This is a genomic window from Prauserella sp. PE36 (genome assembly GCF_003311655.1).
GTDB lineage: Bacteria > Actinomycetota > Actinomycetes > Mycobacteriales > Pseudonocardiaceae > Prauserella_A > Prauserella_A endophytica.
This window is the reverse complement of record NZ_QEQT01000096.1, coordinates 52,030-66,380: the sequence shown is the minus strand read 5'-3', so window position 1 is coordinate 66,380 and position 14,351 is coordinate 52,030. Positions and strand designations below refer to the sequence as shown.

The window sequence follows — 14,351 nt, the reverse complement described above, 5'->3', positions numbered from 1 at the left end:
GTCTCTGCCGGGCCGACTGTAGATCATCAGCAAAAACGACGACAGGTATTGCGGATGGTAGGCGTAATATGCCTCAACATCGAGCCTTGACGGTACAGACATCGGATGTCTATCGTTCGGCGGTGACGTAGCTCATACGACAGGAGCACCGTGGCTCGCCTCATCGCGCTGCAGACGCACGACGTGCGCTTTCCGACTTCGCAGACCCTCGACGGATCCGACGCCATGAACCCGGATCCCGACTACTCAGCGGCCTACCTGCGCCTGCGCACCGACGCGGACGACGGCCTGGAGGGGCACGGCTTCGTCTTCACCATCGGACGCGGCAACGACGTGCAGGTCGCCGCGCTGCGGGCACTCGAAGACCACCTCGTCGGCCGCGACGTCGACGAGCTGCTCGCCGACCTCGGCGGCGTGTGGCGCGAGCTGGTGCACGACTCGCAGCTGCGCTGGCTCGGCCCGGAGAAGGGCATCATGCACATGGCCATCGGCGCGGCCGTGAACGCGCTGTGGGACCTCAAGGCCAAGCGGGCGGGCCAACCGCTGTGGCAGCTGCTGGCCGGCATGACGCCCGAGGAGATCGTCGACCTCGTCGACTTCCGCTACCTCACCGACGCGCTCACGCGCGAGGAGGCGCTCGCGATCCTGCGCGCGGCGGAACCGGGCCGCGCCGAGCGCGAGGCCACGCTAGTGCGCGAGGGCTACCCGGCCTACACCACCACCCCCGGCTGGCTCGGATACGACGACGACAAGCTCGCCCGGCTGTGCCGCGAGGCCGTGGCCGAGGGGTTCGCGCAGATCAAGCTCAAGGTGGGCGGCGACCTGGACGACGACGTGCGCAGGCTGCGGATTGCACGTGAGGTGTGCGGGCCGGACGTGCGGATCGCCGTCGACGCCAACCAGCGCTGGGACGTCGCCGACGCCGTGCGCTGGATGGACGCGCTGAAGGAGTTCGACCTGGCCTGGATCGAGGAGCCGACGAGCCCCGACGACGTGCTCGGGCACGCGGCGATCGCGAAGGCCGTGGCGCCGGTGCCGGTCGCCACGGGCGAGCACACCGCCAACCGCGTGCTGTTCAAGCAGTTCCTGCAGGCGGACGCGCTCGGCATCCTGCAGCTCGACGCCACGCGCGTGGCCGGGGTCAACGAGAACATCGCGATCCTGTTGCTGGCGGCCAAGTTCGGCGTCCCAGTGTGCCCGCACGCCGGGGGCGTCGGCCTGTGCGAGGCCGTGCAGCACCTCGCGATGTTCGACTACGTCGCCGTCTCGGGCACAACCGAGGGCCGCATGATCGAGTTCGTCGACCACCTGCACGAGCACTTCGTCACCCCGGTCGACGTGCGAGACGGCCGTTACCACGCGCCCAAGTCCCCCGGCGCGGGCACGGAGATGCTCGCGGAGTCCATTGTGGAGTACGAGCATGGCTAGCCCTGCGCTCGGCCGGTTCGGGCTCGGCACCGCGAGCCTGGGCAACCTCTACGAGCCCATGAGTGACGAGACCGCGCACGCCGTGCTCAACGCGGCGTGGGAGTGCGGCATCCGCTACTTCGACACCGCCCCCCACTACGGGCTGGGGCTCGCCGAACGGCGCCTCGGCGCCTTCCTCGCCGGCAAGCCGCGCGGGGACTACGTCGTCTCCACCAAGGTCGGCAGGCTGCTCGTACCCGATCCGGCCGGCGCGAGCCGGCTCGACGACGCCAACCACTACGCCGTTCCCGCGGACCACCGCCGGGTGTGGGACTTCAGCGCCGACGGCGTGCGGCGCTGCCTCGACGCCTCGCTGGAGCGGCTCGGCCTGGACGCCGTCGACATCGTGTACCTGCACGACCCCGACGAATACGACCTCTCCCCCGCGCTGGCCGAAGGCGTGCCCGCCGTCGCGGCGCTGCGCGAGCAGGGCGTTGTCACCGCGGTCGGCCTCGGCTCGAAGTCCACGGAGGCGCTGCTCGCCGGTGCCCGCACCGGGATGCTCGACCTGGTGATGGTCGCGGGCCGGTTCACCCTGCTCGAACAACCCGCTCTCGACGCGGTGATCCCGGAGTGCCGGGCGCGCTCGGCCGGGATCGTCAACGCCGGGGTGTTCAACTCCGGCCTGCTCGCCACACCCGTGCCGTCCGCGGAGAGCAGGTACGAATACGGCTCGGTGCCGCCCGCCGTGCTCGCCAAGGCGAGGGCGATCGCCGGCGTCTGCGCCGAGTTCGGCACCGACCTGCCCACGGCCGCGCTGCACTTCTCGCTGCGGGAGCCGGTGGTGCGCACCGTCGTGGCCGGAGCCGCCTCGGCGCGGGAGGTCCGCGAGAACAACGAGCGCCTGCGGTCGTCCGTGCCGGACGAGCTGTGGACGACCCTGCGAGACAAAGGACTGACCCGGTCATGACCTCGCCCGCCGTCGACCACGTCGTCGACACGCACCTGCACCTGTGGGACCTCAGGGTCAGCGAGTACGCGTGGCTGCCCAAGGGCTCGGAGCTGCACGCGACGTTCACCGCCGACAGCGCGCGGGCGGAGCTGACCGAGGCGGGCGTCTCCACCGCGATCCTCGTGCAGGCCGAGGACTCCGAGACCGACACGGAGTTCATGCTCGCGCAAGCGAGCGCGCACGACTGGATCACCGGCGTGGTCGGCTGGGTGCGCCTCGACGACCCCGGCACGGCGACGAGGCAGCTCGACCGCTGGCAGGAGCACCCGGCACTGCGCGGCATCCGGCACCTCGTGCACGACGACCCGCGCGACGACTTCCTCGCGCTGCCCGCCGTGCGCCGGTCGCTGGGGCTGCTCGCCGAGCGCGGGCTCCCGTTCGACGTGCCCGACGCATGGCCCCGCCACCTCGCGGGCGTGGCCGAGCTGGCGGCCGCCTTGCCGGAACTGACGATCGTGGTCGACCACCTCGGCAAACCGCCCCGGGGCCGCCCGGGCTACGACGCGTGGCGTGCCGCCCTGCGCGAGGTCGCGGCTCGCCCCAACACGGTCGCGAAGGTGTCCGGGCTGCAGGTGGCGGGCGAGCCGCTGACGGTCGCCGCCCTGCGCCCCGTGGTCGACACCGCGCTCGAGCTCTTCGGCCCGAGCCGGCTGATGTACGGCGGGGACTGGCCGATGACCGTGCCGTTCGGCGGCTATCAGCCCACGTGGCGGGTGCTGGCCGAGCTGATCGGCGAGCTGTCGCCGGACGAACGTGCGAGCATCGCCCACGGCACGGCGAGCGCGGTGTACGGAGCGCCGGAGCCGGTGCGATGACGGGAGTCGCGACGATGACGGAGCCGCTGCTCGAGGTCGAGGGCGTCGACAAGAGCTTCCCCGGCGTGCGCGCGCTGCACGACATGCGGCTGGAGCTGCGCTCGGGCGAGGTCCTCGCGCTGGTGGGCGAGAACGGGGCGGGCAAGTCCACGCTCATGAAGCTGCTCTCGGGCATCCACACCGCCGACACGGGGCGGTTCCGCCTCGGCGGCGAGCCGTTCGAGGCGACGAGCCCCCGGCACGCGCTCGAGCTGGGCATCAGCATCATCCACCAGGAGTTCAACCTGGTGCCCCACCTGACCGTGGCGCAGAACGTGTTCATCGGGCGCGAGCCGAGACGCGGGCGGCTGCTGCTGGACGAGCGCAGGCTCAACGCCGATGCCGCGGCCCTGCTGGAGCGGCTGCACCTGCCGCTGGACCCGAAGGCCGTGGTCGGCGAGCTGACCGTCGCGAACCAGCAGATGGTGGAGATCGCCAAGGCGCTGTCCTACGAGCCGCGCGTGCTGATCATGGACGAGCCGACGGCGGCGCTCAACGAGGCCGAGGTCGAGACGCTGCACGAGCTGATCCGCCGGTTCGTGCGCCCAGGCACGGGCGCCATCTACATCTCCCACCGCATGGAGGAGATCAAGCGGATCGCCGACCGCGTGACGGTGATCCGCGACGGCGAGTACATCGACACGCTCGACATGGCGGGCGCGAGCACACCGGAGATCATCGCGCTGATGGTGGGCAGGGCCATCGACACCGACGCGAAGCCCGAGGGTGTGCGGGCGGACCGCGACGTGGTGCTGAGCGTCGAAGGGCTGTCGACCAAGGCGCTGCTCAAGGACGTCTCGTTCGACCTGCGCGAGGGCGAGATCCTCGGCTTCGCCGGGCTGATGGGCGCCGGTCGAACCGAGGTGGGCAGGGCGCTCGTCGGCGCCGACCGGATCGACGGCGGCACGATCACGTTGCGGGGCAAGAGAATCCGCGTCGCCAACCCCGCCGAGGCGGCCAGGCACGGCATCGGCTACCTCTCCGAGGACCGCAAACGCTTCGGGCTGCTGCTGGAGCAGGACGTGCGGGCAAACATCGCGCTCGGCGCACTGCGCGACCAGTTCACGAGGGCCGGGTTCGTGCGAGACCGCGCCGCGAGGGAGAAGGCACGCGAGTACGTCGGCACGCTGCGCATCAAGACGCCGTCGCTGGAGCAGACCGCCAAGCACCTCTCCGGCGGCAACCAGCAGAAGGTGGTCATCGCCAAGTGGCTGGCGAAGGACTGTGACGTCCTGGTCTTCGACGAGCCGACGCGCGGGATCGACGTCGGCGCGAAGGAAGAGATCTACCAGCTGCTCAACGAGCTGGCCGCACAGGGCAAGTCGATCATCATGATCTCGTCGGAGCTGCCGGAGATCCTGCGCATGTCGCACCGGGTCGTGGTGATGAGCGAGGGCAGGGTGACGCGCGTGCTCGACGCGGCGGAGGCGGGCCAGGAGAACATCATGCACTACGCGACGCTGCGCCCGGACGAAAATCCGGCCGACGCCGCGGAGCTCGGCATCGAGGTAGGGAAAGCAGGGCAGCCATGACAGCGGTCAAAGCCCCGGCCCGTGACCGGGCACAGGCGAGCGGCGGGATCGCGGCGGCGGTGAAGGGCCGCCTGCAGCAGCTACTGGCGTTCGCGAGTCTCATCGTCATCTTCGCGTTCTTCTCGTTCGCGAGCCCGTTCTTCTTCTCGTACGGCAACTTCACGGCGATCCTGTTCTCCACGGTGGTCATCGGCACGCTCGCGATCGGCACCACGTTCGTGATCATCGCGGGCGGCATCGACCTCTCCATCGGCACCGGGATGGCGCTGTGCGCGGTGATGTCCGGCGTGTTCCTGGTGCATCTGGGGTTGCCGCTGTGGCTGGGTGTGCCCGCGGCGGTCCTGTTCGGCGGGCTCATGGGGCTCGTCAACGGGATCAACGTGGCACTGCTGAAGATCCCGCCGTTCATCGCGACACTCGCGATGATGCTCGTCGCCGAGGGGCTCGCCCTCGTGCTCTCGGACAGCACGCCGATCTACTTCAACGACGTGCCTGGCTACACCGACATCTCCACTGGCAACCTCATCCCCGGTGTGAACTTCCCGAACGCGGTGCTGGTGCTGCTGGCCATCGCGCTGATCGCGGGCGTGCTGCTCACCAAGAGCGTGCTCGGCCGCTACACGTACTCGATCGGCAGCAACGAGGAGGCGACCTCGCTGTCCGGCATCGACGTGCGCAAGTGGAAGATCGCGATCTACGCCTTCGCCGGGCTGTTCATCGGGCTGGCCGGCGTGATGATCTCGGCCCGGCTCGGCTCGGCGCAGCCCGCGACGGGCATGGGTTACGAGCTGCAGGCGATCGCGGCGGTGGTCATCGGCGGCACGTCGCTGTCCGGTGGCAAGGGCTCGATCGTCGGCACCCTGATCGGCGCGCTGATCATCTCGGTGCTGAACAACGGCCTGCAGATCATGTCGATTCCCCAGGAATGGCAGAACGTCATCCTCGGCTGCGTCATCCTCGTCGCCGTCTACACGGACCGGATCCGGAAGAAGGAAACAACGTGACAGCCCGGGAGACCACGACCAGGACAAAGGAGATCTGGTGATGAGAATGAGGAAGGTCGTCGCGGCGCTCGCGGGCGGCGCGCTCGCGCTGACGCTCGCCGCATGTGGCTCCGAAGGCGGCTCCGGCGGTGGCGGGGACGGCCCGTTGATCGCGATCGTGTCGAAGGGCTTCCAGCACCAGTTCTGGCAGGCGGTGAAGCAGGGCGCCGAAAAGGAGGCCGCCGAGCGCGGCGCGCGCGTGACGTTCGTCGGCCCCGCCACCGAGCAGGATGTGGAAGAGCAGATGAACATGCTCACCAACGAGCTCGCCAAATCACCGCAGGCGGTGGGCTTCGCCGCGCTCGACTCGCGGGCCGCCGCCCCCCTGCTGCAGCAGGCCCAGTCGCAGAACATCCCGGTGATCGCGTTCGACTCCGGAGTGGAGAGCGACATTCCGGTGACCACCGTGGCCACGGACAACAAGGCCGCGGCGGCCGAGGCCGCCAAGCACCTCTCCGAGCAGATCGGGGGCAAGGGCAAGGTCGCGCTCGTGGTCCACGACCAGACCAGCCGCTCCGGCATCGACCGTCGCGACGGCTTCCTGGAGTGGATGAAGCAGAACGCACCGGGGATCACGGTGCTGCAACCGCAGTACGGCGGCGGTGACCAGCTGGAGTCCGCCAACATCACCAAGTCGATCCTGTCGGCCAACCCCGACCTCAAGGGCGTCTACGCATCCAACGAGGGCTCGGCGATCGGCGTGATCAAGGGTGTGCAGGAGAGTGGCCGCAAGGGCGTGACGGTGGTCGGCTTCGACTCCGGCAAGGCCCAGATCGACGCGATCAAGAGCGGCGTGATGGCCGGCGCGGTGACCCAGGACCCGATCGACATGGGCAGGCAGCTCGTCGACTCGGCGCTCAAGGCCATCGACGGCGAGCAGCTGCCGAAGACGATCGACACCAACTACTACTGGTACGACAAGACGAACGTGGACGACCCGAAGATCAAGGCCGTCCTGTACCAGTAGCCCCTATCCGCGGTCTGCAGTGAAGGCCACCATCACTGCGTTGAACGCAGTGATGGTGGCCTTCACTGCAGTCTGGCGGGTCAGGCATGCCGCTCACGCTACGAGCCCTACCGGTCAGTTTCCGGCCTGAATAAGTTGAGCGTTGGCGACTCAACTTAAGCAGGCGCCGCATCGAGGAATCCGAGAAGGCCGACAAGTACCCACCCGGCGAGCCGAGCCGAGCGACTGCGGTGAAGGTGGCCTTTACTGCAGATGGGCCTCCCGCATATCCGCGTGAGGCGTGGGTACGTCTCGGGCATGTCCGAATTCGAGCACCAGCGCACCATTCCCGCCGATCCGTTGACCGCGTTCGACATCGCCTCCGGGCCGGGCACGCTGAACGCATGGACGCCCGAGGGCGTCGACGTGGAGCCCGCCGGGGAGGGCGCGCTGCACGCGTGGGTGTCCAGCGGCAGCGAGGTCCACGACGCCACCGGGTTCGTCGACGTCGACCGCGAGCGGCGCAGGCTCTCCTGGGGCGGTTCCGGCGACGAGCACTACGACGGCTGGCTGCAGATCGATCCAGCCGACGACGCGCGGTCCGGCAGCGTCGCGACCATGCACCTCACCTTCGCGGGCGAGCAGGCGGAGGCGCTCGGCGGGGAGCTGAGCGAGGAGGCCGACCGCAGGATCGAGGAGGCTCTCGACCGGCTCGCCGCGCTGGTGGCCGAGCAGACCGGAGGGCGGCAGGCATGAACCAGCGGCTGCACGTCGTCGTCACCGGGGCGACCGGCAACCTCGGCACGAGCGTGGTCGAGGCGCTGTCGGAGGACCCGCGCGTCGCGTCGATCACCGGCATCGCTCGCAGGGAGCCCGAATGGACTCGTCCGAAGCTCACCATCGAGACTCTCGACCTGCCGAAGGCGGGCGAGGACGAGCTGGACCGGATCTTCACCGGCGCCGACGTGGTGATTCACCTGGCATGGCTGTTCCAGCCGACGCGTGACCCGGTCAGGACGTGGGACGTGAACGTGCTCGGCGGCCTCCGCGTGCTCGACGCCGTCGCCCGCTGCGAGGTGCCGGCGCTCCTGTACGCGTCGTCGGTGGGGGCGTACTCGCCGGGACCGAAGGACCGCACGGTCGACGAGCAGTGGCCGACGCACGGCTGGCCCGGCGCCGCCTACACCCGCGAGAAGGCGTATCTGGAGCGGGTTCTCGACGCGTTCACCCGCACTCACCCGCACATCCGTGTGGTGCGGATGCGGCCCGCGTTCGTCTTCAAGCGCGAGGCGGCCTCCGAGCAGCGCAGGCTCTTCGCGGGCCCGCTGGTGCCCGCGAGCCTTGTGCGGCCCGGTCTCGTCCCGGTGGTGCCGGACGTCCCCGGCCTCACGATGCAGGCCGTGCACTCGGCCGACGTCGGCGAGGCGTTCCGCCTGGCGGCGCTGAACCCCGTGCGGGGCGCGTTCAACCTCGCCGCGGAGCCGGTGGTCGACCCGAAGCTGATCGCGAGGCTGCTCGGCGCCCGCACAGTTCCGCTGCCCGCGGTGCTGGCACGTGCCGCCGTCACCGCAGCGTGGAAGCTGCACACGGTGCCCGCATCACCGGGGTTGTTCGACGCGGTGCTGCGGCTCCCGCTGATGGACACCACCAGGGCCAGGACGGACCTGGCGTGGACCGCGCGCTACTCGGCGGCCGACGCGCTCGCCGAGTTCCTCACCGGACTGCGTGAGCGGGAGGGCATGGCCACTCCCCCGCTGGCGTCCTCGGTGCCCGGCGGCCGACTCGGCGAGTTGGCGACGGGAGTCGGCGAGAAGCCCTGAGCGGAAGCGACGTTACGTCGTAGCGACGTTACGTCGTCTTCGCGGCGAGCTCGCGGCTCGCGGTTTGCGCGGCCTGGAGTTCCCGGCCCAGCTGTGCGCTCATCCGGTGGGCCCTGGCCAGCGCGGCGGCGACCTCGAAGGTCGACTTGGTCAGCTCGTCGAAGGACGCGTCGTCACTCTTACCGAGCGTTCCGGACCACATACGCTGTTCCAGCCATGTGTTCAGCTCCGGAAGGCAGCGCGCGAGGTTTTCGACCACGAGCTTGAGTGAGCCGAGCATCCGGTGCACCTCGTCGGTGTCGGTGATGCTCTCCTCGTCGGCTTGGCCCGCGGTGCGCTGGTAGAGCGCGCGGGCGGCGTCTTCGGCGCGGGCGGCCAGGGCGGCGGCCGTGGTGTCCACGTCGCTGTTACCGGTCAGATCCATGATGGGGACGTCCTGTCGGTGAAGCGGACTCGCGCCAGGAAGCTACCCGGTAAGCCGGAAACCGAAACCGCCCCGCGTCGCGAAGCCGCTCAGCTGCCCCGGTTCTCGCCCAGTTCGTCGACGATCGGATGCCCGGAGACGTCCTTTTCCTGCTGTGCGAGGCCGGGTTTGTCGTGCTCCTGCCGCCGGGCCGCCTCCTCGGCCGGGCTCTGCCCCTGGTCGAGCGGCACCGACTGCAGCACCTCGGCGAGGTTGGCGTACTCGACGGGCGGCATGGCGCCCAGCGCCTTGATGGTGTCCGGGTCGGCCTCGGCGTTCTCGGCACAGCGCACAAGATCGGCCTTCTCCGCGGGGAAGTCCGCATCGGACAGCACGGCGCGCACGCGCTCGGCGGTGGTCGTTGTCGCCATGTGTGTCACCTCCGGGCGCGAGATACCCCCGTCGCTTTCCACCGAAACGGCTCAGCTGATCGCCGTCTCGTCTTCCGGCGCCGCACCGGCGAGCGCGGCGAGGGCGCCGAGAGCCGAGGCCAGCACCGGCTCGGGTGGGGAGGCGAGCGCGAGCCGCACGGCGCTGGGCGCGTGTCCGGAGCCCACGGTGAACGCGCCCGCCGGGCTCACGGCGATGCCCCTGCGCGCGGCGGCCGCCACGAACGTCTCCGCCCTCCACTGCGCGGGCAGCTCCCACCAGCAGTGGTAGGCGGCGGGATCGGCCCGCACGGCGAATCCCGCCAGGTGCTCGCGCACGAGCTGCTGCCTGCGCGCTGCGTCGGCGCGTTTGGCGTTCTGGACGGCGTCCGCGGTACCGTCGCCGATCCAGCGGGTCGCCGCGTCGATCGCGAATCCCTGCGCTGTCCAGGCTCCCGACCGCAACGCCGAGGCGACGCGGTCAGCGAACCGGGCGGGCGGGACGACGAAGCCGAGGGTCAGCTCGGGCGCCAGGCGTTTGGAGAGGCTGTCGGTCACCACCGTGTGCTCCGGCACTTCGGTGGCGAGTGGCGGCTCGTCGCGCAGGAAAGCGTAGATGGTGTCCTCCACGACGGGCAGATCGAGTTCCCGCACGACCGAACCGAACTCGGCGCGGCGCCTGGCGGACATCGTGACGCCGAGCGGGTTGTGCAGCACCGGCTGGACATAGACGGCGTGCACGTTCACCGACCGCAGCGCGCCCGGCACCATCCCTTCCTCGTCGGTGGGGAGCGGGACGAGCGTGCATCCGAGGCGCGGGGCGATCCCCTTCACCACGGGGTACGTCAGTGCCTCGACACCGAGCCTGCCGCCGACGGGGACCAGCGCGGAGACGGCGGCCGCGATGGCCTGCCTTCCGTTGCCGGAGAACAGGATCCGCTCGGGCTCCGGTGACCAGCCCGCACGCGACAGCAGTCGCACTGCCGCCGTGCGGGCGGTCCGCGTGCCCGACACGCCGACCGGACGCAGTGCCGCGCCGAGCGCGTCGGAACGCAGCAGGCCGGTGAGTGAGGCCGCGAGCTGTTCGGCCTGGCCCGGCAGCACCGGGAAATTCCGCTCGAGGTCCACGCGTGCGGTGGCGGGCTCGACCAGCGCGGGCTCGACGAGCGGCAGGCCGGCCCGCACGAACGTGCCCCTGCCGACCTCGCCCGCCACGAGCCCGCGCCGGGTCAGCTCCGTGTAGACCCGCGCGGCCGTGGAGGCGGCGATGCCCCGGGTGCGGGCGAAGCGGCGCTGGGGCGGCAGCCGTTGGCCCGGCTGGAGCCTGCCCGCCGCGATGTCGGCGGCGACGGCGTCGGCGATGGCGCGGTAGTCGTCCATGGCGGCATTATTGCACCGAGGTCAATGTTTTCATTGCACCGAGATATTGCACTGGATAGCGTCAGACGCGTGAGCACACTTGCCGTCAACGACATCACGGTCGGCTACGACGACACGGGCAGCGGGGCGCCGCTCGTCCTCGTGCACGGCCATCCGTTCGATCGCTCGATGTGGCGCCCGCAGGCCGAGCGCTTCGCGCGCGAGGGCTGGCGCGTGATCACCCCGGACCTGCGCGGATACGGGGAGAGCACCGTCGTCCCCGGCAGCACCCGGTTGGAGACGTTCGCGCGGGACATCGGGGCGCTGCTCGACGCGCTCGGCGTCGAGCGGTTCGTCCTCGGTGGACTGTCGATGGGCGGGCAGATCGTCTTGGAGTGCCTGCGCCACTTCCCCCACCGCGTCCTCGGCCTGCTACTGGCCGACACCACACCGCACGCCGAGCCACCCAGGAGCAAGGCGGCCCGGCGGGAGCTGGCGGAACGACTGCTGCGCGAGGGACTCGCCCCTTACGCGCACGAGGTGTTGCCGAAGATGCTGGCGCCGCACAACATCCGCGCGCTGCCCGCCACGGCGAAGCACGTGCTGCGGATGATGAAGGGCACCTCCGCCGAGGGCGCGGCGGCGGCGCTGCGCGGGCGAGCGGAGCGCCCCGACTACGTGCCGGTTCTGACCGACATCGCGGTGCCCACCCTCGTCGTGGTCGGCGACGAGGACGAGTACACGCCGGTGGAGGTCGCGAAGTTCCTGTACGAGCGCATTCCCGGGGCCGAGCTGACCGTGATCGAGGGTGCGGCGCACCTGCCGAACCTGGAACGCGAGGTGGCGTTCAACGACGCGGTGCTGGACTTCCTCACCAGGTCGGCCCCACTGCAGTGAAGGCCACCTTGCCTGCGTTGGACCAACGCAGCGGCGCGCAGCGTCTCCGTTTGGGTGGCGGCGGGAGACGGGTGGGCGCAGTGAAGGTGGCCTTCACTGCGGACGGGGGCAGGGTGGTGATCGCGGTGCGTTAGGTCTGTGTGACAAAAGGCAGTGATTTTGCCACAGCGTATCGATTCCGTGGAACAATCCCCCCGATGTCGCCCCATCGGGTGCCGTTCTAGGGTAAAAAAGCTCCGCTGGACCACTGCGAGTCACAACTTGCCGGTCCACAGCTGCCTTCCCCGCCCGAAAGGCTTGCCCGGTGTACGACGACGCGTCGGTGACTCGGCTGTCCGACGAAGACCGCTGGAACGACCGGGTTCCACCGGGCCCGCGGTCCCGGCTGCGGGTCCTCGCCGTGATGGGCGCCGTCGTGATTGGCTGCGGGGTCGCGGCGTTCTTCGTGACCACCGAGGGCGGCGACGACGAGCCCACCCCCGATCCGGACGACGCCGTGGTGATCGCCCTGCCAACGCGCACCTCGGGGATCGCCGGCCCGGACACCGCGCCCACGCGGGAGATCACCCGCTCTCCCACCACCGTGGACCCGGGCGAGCCGGAGACGTCGGAGGCGACCACGACCACCGACGAGACCACCACGACGACCGAGGCGACCACCACGACCACGGAGCCCGAGCCGGAGCCGACCGGGGAGGAGCCCCCGGATCCGTCCGCACCGGAGGAGCCCCCGCCGTCGCCGACGTCGTCGTCCTCCTCGCAGGCGCCCACCACGACCACGACGCCGCCCGAGGACGACGACTGCTGGTTCTGGATCTTCTGCTGACAGTTCAGTGGCCGCGGAACGCCTCCGCCAGCCACCAGGATCCGCCGTCGTCGGCGATCTTCGCGTCGATCAGCAGCGGGCGGTCCCTCGGACCGGCGAGCCAGCCGGAAACCACACCGAGCTCCGCTTCACCCCGCACCGTGACGGCGTCGCAGCCGAAGCCGAGGGCGATGGCCGCGACGTCGGTGTCGGGGAACCGCACGGCGTCCAGATCCACGCAGGGGCCGGCGAAGTGGTGCACCTCAACGCCGTAGCCGGCGTCGTTGTAGACCACGATCACCATCGGCAGGCCCAGCCTCGCCACGGTCTCCAACTCCGCCACGCTCATCAGCGCACCGCCGTCGCCGAGTGCGGCCACCGGTAGCCGGCCGGGCCTGGCGAGCGCGGCGCCGATCCCACTCGCCAGGCCGAGCCCGATCGACTGCAACGCCTGCGTGAAGCAGAATCCGTACTCGTCGGGTACCGAGAGGTACGCGCTCGGGTAGCCCATGAAGTTGTCCGAGCCCACCGCGACCACGCGCTCGGCGGGCAGCAGGTCGTCGAGGCCGGCGCTGAGCGCGCGCGGGTCGATGCGCCCGCCGGGCGAGGAGTCCACACCGGTGCGGTAGCACCTCAGCCAAGTACAGGGCGGCGCCGGGCGAAGGAATAGGGGCCCGATCTCGCCGTGACGAACAGTGCGCCGCGCACGATGGCCTCCTTGTAGCGGGCGGCGATCCTCCCGGCGAGAATCGTCCGATGTGGATTGTCGTCGGCGTCGACGTACTGGATCAGACCGTCGCGGCGGCCGAGGCTCACGCACTGGTTGACGTAACGGAACCGCAGCGGCCTCGCCTCCCCGCCGGTGAGCCGTGCCGCGATCGCGTCGGCCGCGCAGTACGCCGCCGGGATCCCGGTCGCGCACGCCATGCGCAGCTCGCGCCCGTTGCTCCGCGCGGCCGCCGCGCTGTCGCCCACGGCGTAGACGTCGGGATGCGACAGCGAGCGCAGCGTGGGGTCGACCCTGATCCGCCCGTGCGCGTCCACCGCGAGCCCCGACCGTGCGGCGAGCGCGGGCACTCCGAAGCCTGTGGACCAGACCGTCAGGCCCGCACCGACGGCGCGGCGGTCCCGCAGTACCACGGCGTCCTCGCGGACCTCCTCCACCTCGGCGTCGGTCAGCACCTCGATCCCGAGCCGGTCGAACACGCGCCGCACGTGGGCCTTGCCGCGCGCGGACAGGAAGTCGCCCGGCTCGCCCGCGGTGAGCATCCGCACGCGCAGGCCGGGATGGCTCTCGGCGAGCTCGGCCGCGGCCTCGATGCCGGTCAGCCCACCGCCGACCACGGCGAGCATTCCGTTCTCCGCCGCCAGGTCCGCGATCCGCTTGCGCGCCTCCTCGGCGCTCTCGGCACCGGCGACCGTGACCGCGCCGGCCGCGGACTCCGGAACCACGGCCCCGCTGCCGAGCGCGTAGACGAGGGTGTCGTAGCCGAGCACGGTGTCACCGACGCGCACCTCGCGCCGGTCGGCGTCGAACGCCGTGACTCGCCCGATGGTGAGCCCGACGCCGGGCCGGACGCGGTCGGCGAGCAGGTGCTCCGGGAGCCGCTGCCCGGCCGCGACCTGGTGCAGGCGCACGCGTTCCACGAACCTCGGCCGCTCGTTGACCAGCATGATGTCGGCTCCGTTCAGCCTGCGGGCGATCCGGTTCGCCGCGATCAGCCCCGAGTAGCCGCCGCCGAGTACCACGATGCGGTGTGTCACGGGATTCTCCTTTCAGGATGGTGAGATCACCTCCTGAACCACGTGACCCCGCGGTTGCTGACAACCCGGTGGCGTGCCGTC

General features: G+C 70.7%; 14 protein-coding genes and 1 pseudogene. 10 read left to right on the top strand and 5 right to left on the bottom strand.

Annotated features, from left to right (window positions below; genetic code table 11):
• Positions 1-150 precede the first annotated feature (150 nt).
• From DI005_RS30390 to DI005_RS30355, 8 genes are all read left to right on the top strand, one after another.
• On the top strand, positions 151-1,428 hold the full coding sequence (locus DI005_RS30390) for an L-fuconate dehydratase (RefSeq protein WP_113644433.1): 1,278 nt from the start codon (positions 151-153) through the stop codon (positions 1,426-1,428).
• Positions 1,421-2,377: an aldo/keto reductase gene (locus DI005_RS30385; protein ID WP_113644432.1), complete on the top strand. Its 957-nt coding sequence runs from the start codon at positions 1,421-1,423 to the stop codon at positions 2,375-2,377. The genes DI005_RS30390 and DI005_RS30385 overlap by 8 nt, the downstream gene beginning before the upstream one ends.
• Positions 2,374-3,234 carry an amidohydrolase gene (locus DI005_RS30380; protein WP_113644431.1) on the top strand — a complete coding sequence of 287 codons (861 nt, stop codon included), beginning with the start codon at positions 2,374-2,376 and terminating at the stop codon, positions 3,232-3,234. The genes DI005_RS30385 and DI005_RS30380 overlap by 4 nt, the downstream gene beginning before the upstream one ends.
• Positions 3,231-4,805 carry a sugar ABC transporter ATP-binding protein gene (locus DI005_RS30375; RefSeq protein WP_113644430.1) on the top strand — a complete coding sequence of 525 codons (1,575 nt, stop codon included), beginning with the start codon at positions 3,231-3,233 and terminating at the stop codon, positions 4,803-4,805. Before DI005_RS30380 ends, DI005_RS30375 begins: the two co-directional genes overlap by 4 nt.
• Entirely contained in the window at positions 4,802-5,809 is a 1,008-nt protein-coding gene (locus DI005_RS30370; RefSeq protein WP_112275212.1) for an ABC transporter permease, read from the top strand. The genes DI005_RS30375 and DI005_RS30370 overlap by 4 nt, the downstream gene beginning before the upstream one ends.
• Positions 5,810-5,849: 40 nt before the next feature.
• On the top strand, positions 5,850-6,815 hold the full coding sequence (locus DI005_RS30365; RefSeq protein ID WP_113644429.1) for an ABC transporter substrate-binding protein: 966 nt from the start codon (positions 5,850-5,852) through the stop codon (positions 6,813-6,815).
• 297 nt (positions 6,816-7,112) lie between these two features.
• Complete coding sequence (locus DI005_RS30360; RefSeq protein ID WP_112275341.1) at positions 7,113-7,550, top strand: SRPBCC family protein; 438 nt, start codon at positions 7,113-7,115, stop codon at positions 7,548-7,550.
• Positions 7,547-8,614, top strand: a complete 1,068-nt coding sequence (locus DI005_RS30355; RefSeq protein ID WP_199543348.1) for an NAD-dependent epimerase/dehydratase family protein — start codon at positions 7,547-7,549, stop codon at positions 8,612-8,614. Before DI005_RS30360 ends, DI005_RS30355 begins: the two co-directional genes overlap by 4 nt.
• 28 nt (positions 8,615-8,642) lie before the next feature.
• On the opposite strand, the gene DI005_RS30350 is transcribed toward DI005_RS30355, so the two are convergent.
• From DI005_RS30350 to DI005_RS30340, 3 genes are all read right to left on the bottom strand, one after another.
• Positions 8,643-9,038 (bottom strand): hypothetical protein, encoded by a 396-nt coding sequence (locus DI005_RS30350; RefSeq protein ID WP_112275208.1) that lies wholly within the window; start codon positions 9,036-9,038, stop codon positions 8,643-8,645.
• Positions 9,039-9,127: 89 nt separating this feature from the next.
• Entirely contained in the window at positions 9,128-9,448 is a 321-nt protein-coding gene (locus tag DI005_RS30345; RefSeq protein WP_112275206.1) for a DUF2795 domain-containing protein, read from the bottom strand.
• A gap of 51 nt (positions 9,449-9,499) precedes the next feature.
• Positions 9,500-10,825: a PLP-dependent aminotransferase family protein gene (locus tag DI005_RS30340; RefSeq protein WP_112275204.1), complete on the bottom strand. Its 1,326-nt coding sequence runs from the start codon at positions 10,823-10,825 to the stop codon at positions 9,500-9,502.
• Positions 10,826-10,894: 69 nt separating this feature from the next.
• On the opposite strand from DI005_RS30340, the gene DI005_RS30335 reads away from it, so the two are divergent.
• On the top strand, positions 10,895-11,701 hold the full coding sequence (locus tag DI005_RS30335) for an alpha/beta fold hydrolase (RefSeq protein WP_199543346.1): 807 nt from the start codon (positions 10,895-10,897) through the stop codon (positions 11,699-11,701).
• A 304-nt stretch (positions 11,702-12,005) separates the two neighbouring features.
• Positions 12,006-12,527: a hypothetical protein gene (locus DI005_RS30330; protein WP_113644427.1), complete on the top strand. Its 522-nt coding sequence runs from the start codon at positions 12,006-12,008 to the stop codon at positions 12,525-12,527.
• A 4-nt stretch (positions 12,528-12,531) separates the two neighbouring features.
• On the opposite strand, the pseudogene DI005_RS30325 reads toward DI005_RS30330, so the two are convergent.
• Together DI005_RS30325 and DI005_RS30320 are read right to left on the bottom strand one after the other, a co-directional pair.
• Positions 12,532-13,119, bottom strand: a pseudogene (locus tag DI005_RS30325) (thiamine pyrophosphate-dependent enzyme); the annotation flags it as partial.
• A gap of 20 nt (positions 13,120-13,139) precedes the next feature.
• The gene (locus tag DI005_RS30320; protein WP_199543344.1) at positions 13,140-14,270 is read right to left on the bottom strand and encodes an NAD(P)/FAD-dependent oxidoreductase; all 1,131 of its coding nucleotides are present in this window, start codon (positions 14,268-14,270) and stop codon (positions 13,140-13,142) included.
• Positions 14,271-14,351: the final 81 nt, after the last annotated feature.

Bases quoted from the DNA above. Each gene is read 5' to 3' on its own strand.
- DI005_RS30350 (WP_112275208.1), bottom strand. From the start codon at position 9,038: ATGGATCTGACCGGTAACAGCGACGTGGACACCACGGCCGCCGCCCTG.
- DI005_RS30360 (WP_112275341.1), top strand. From the start codon at position 7,113: ATGTCCGAATTCGAGCACCAGCGCACCATTCCCGCCGATCCGTTGACC.
- DI005_RS30370 (WP_112275212.1), top strand. From the start codon at position 4,802: ATGACAGCGGTCAAAGCCCCGGCCCGTGACCGGGCACAGGCGAGCGGC.
- DI005_RS30345 (WP_112275206.1), bottom strand. From the start codon at position 9,448: ATGGCGACAACGACCACCGCCGAGCGCGTGCGCGCCGTGCTGTCCGAT.
- DI005_RS30365 (WP_113644429.1), top strand. From the start codon at position 5,850: ATGAGAATGAGGAAGGTCGTCGCGGCGCTCGCGGGCGGCGCGCTCGCG.
- DI005_RS30385 (WP_113644432.1), top strand. From the start codon at position 1,421: ATGGCTAGCCCTGCGCTCGGCCGGTTCGGGCTCGGCACCGCGAGCCTG.
- DI005_RS30355 (WP_199543348.1), top strand. From the start codon at position 7,547: ATGAACCAGCGGCTGCACGTCGTCGTCACCGGGGCGACCGGCAACCTC.
- DI005_RS30380 (WP_113644431.1), top strand. From the start codon at position 2,374: ATGACCTCGCCCGCCGTCGACCACGTCGTCGACACGCACCTGCACCTG.
- DI005_RS30340 (WP_112275204.1), bottom strand. From the start codon at position 10,825: ATGGACGACTACCGCGCCATCGCCGACGCCGTCGCCGCCGACATCGCG.
- DI005_RS30375 (WP_113644430.1), top strand. From the start codon at position 3,231: ATGACGGGAGTCGCGACGATGACGGAGCCGCTGCTCGAGGTCGAGGGC.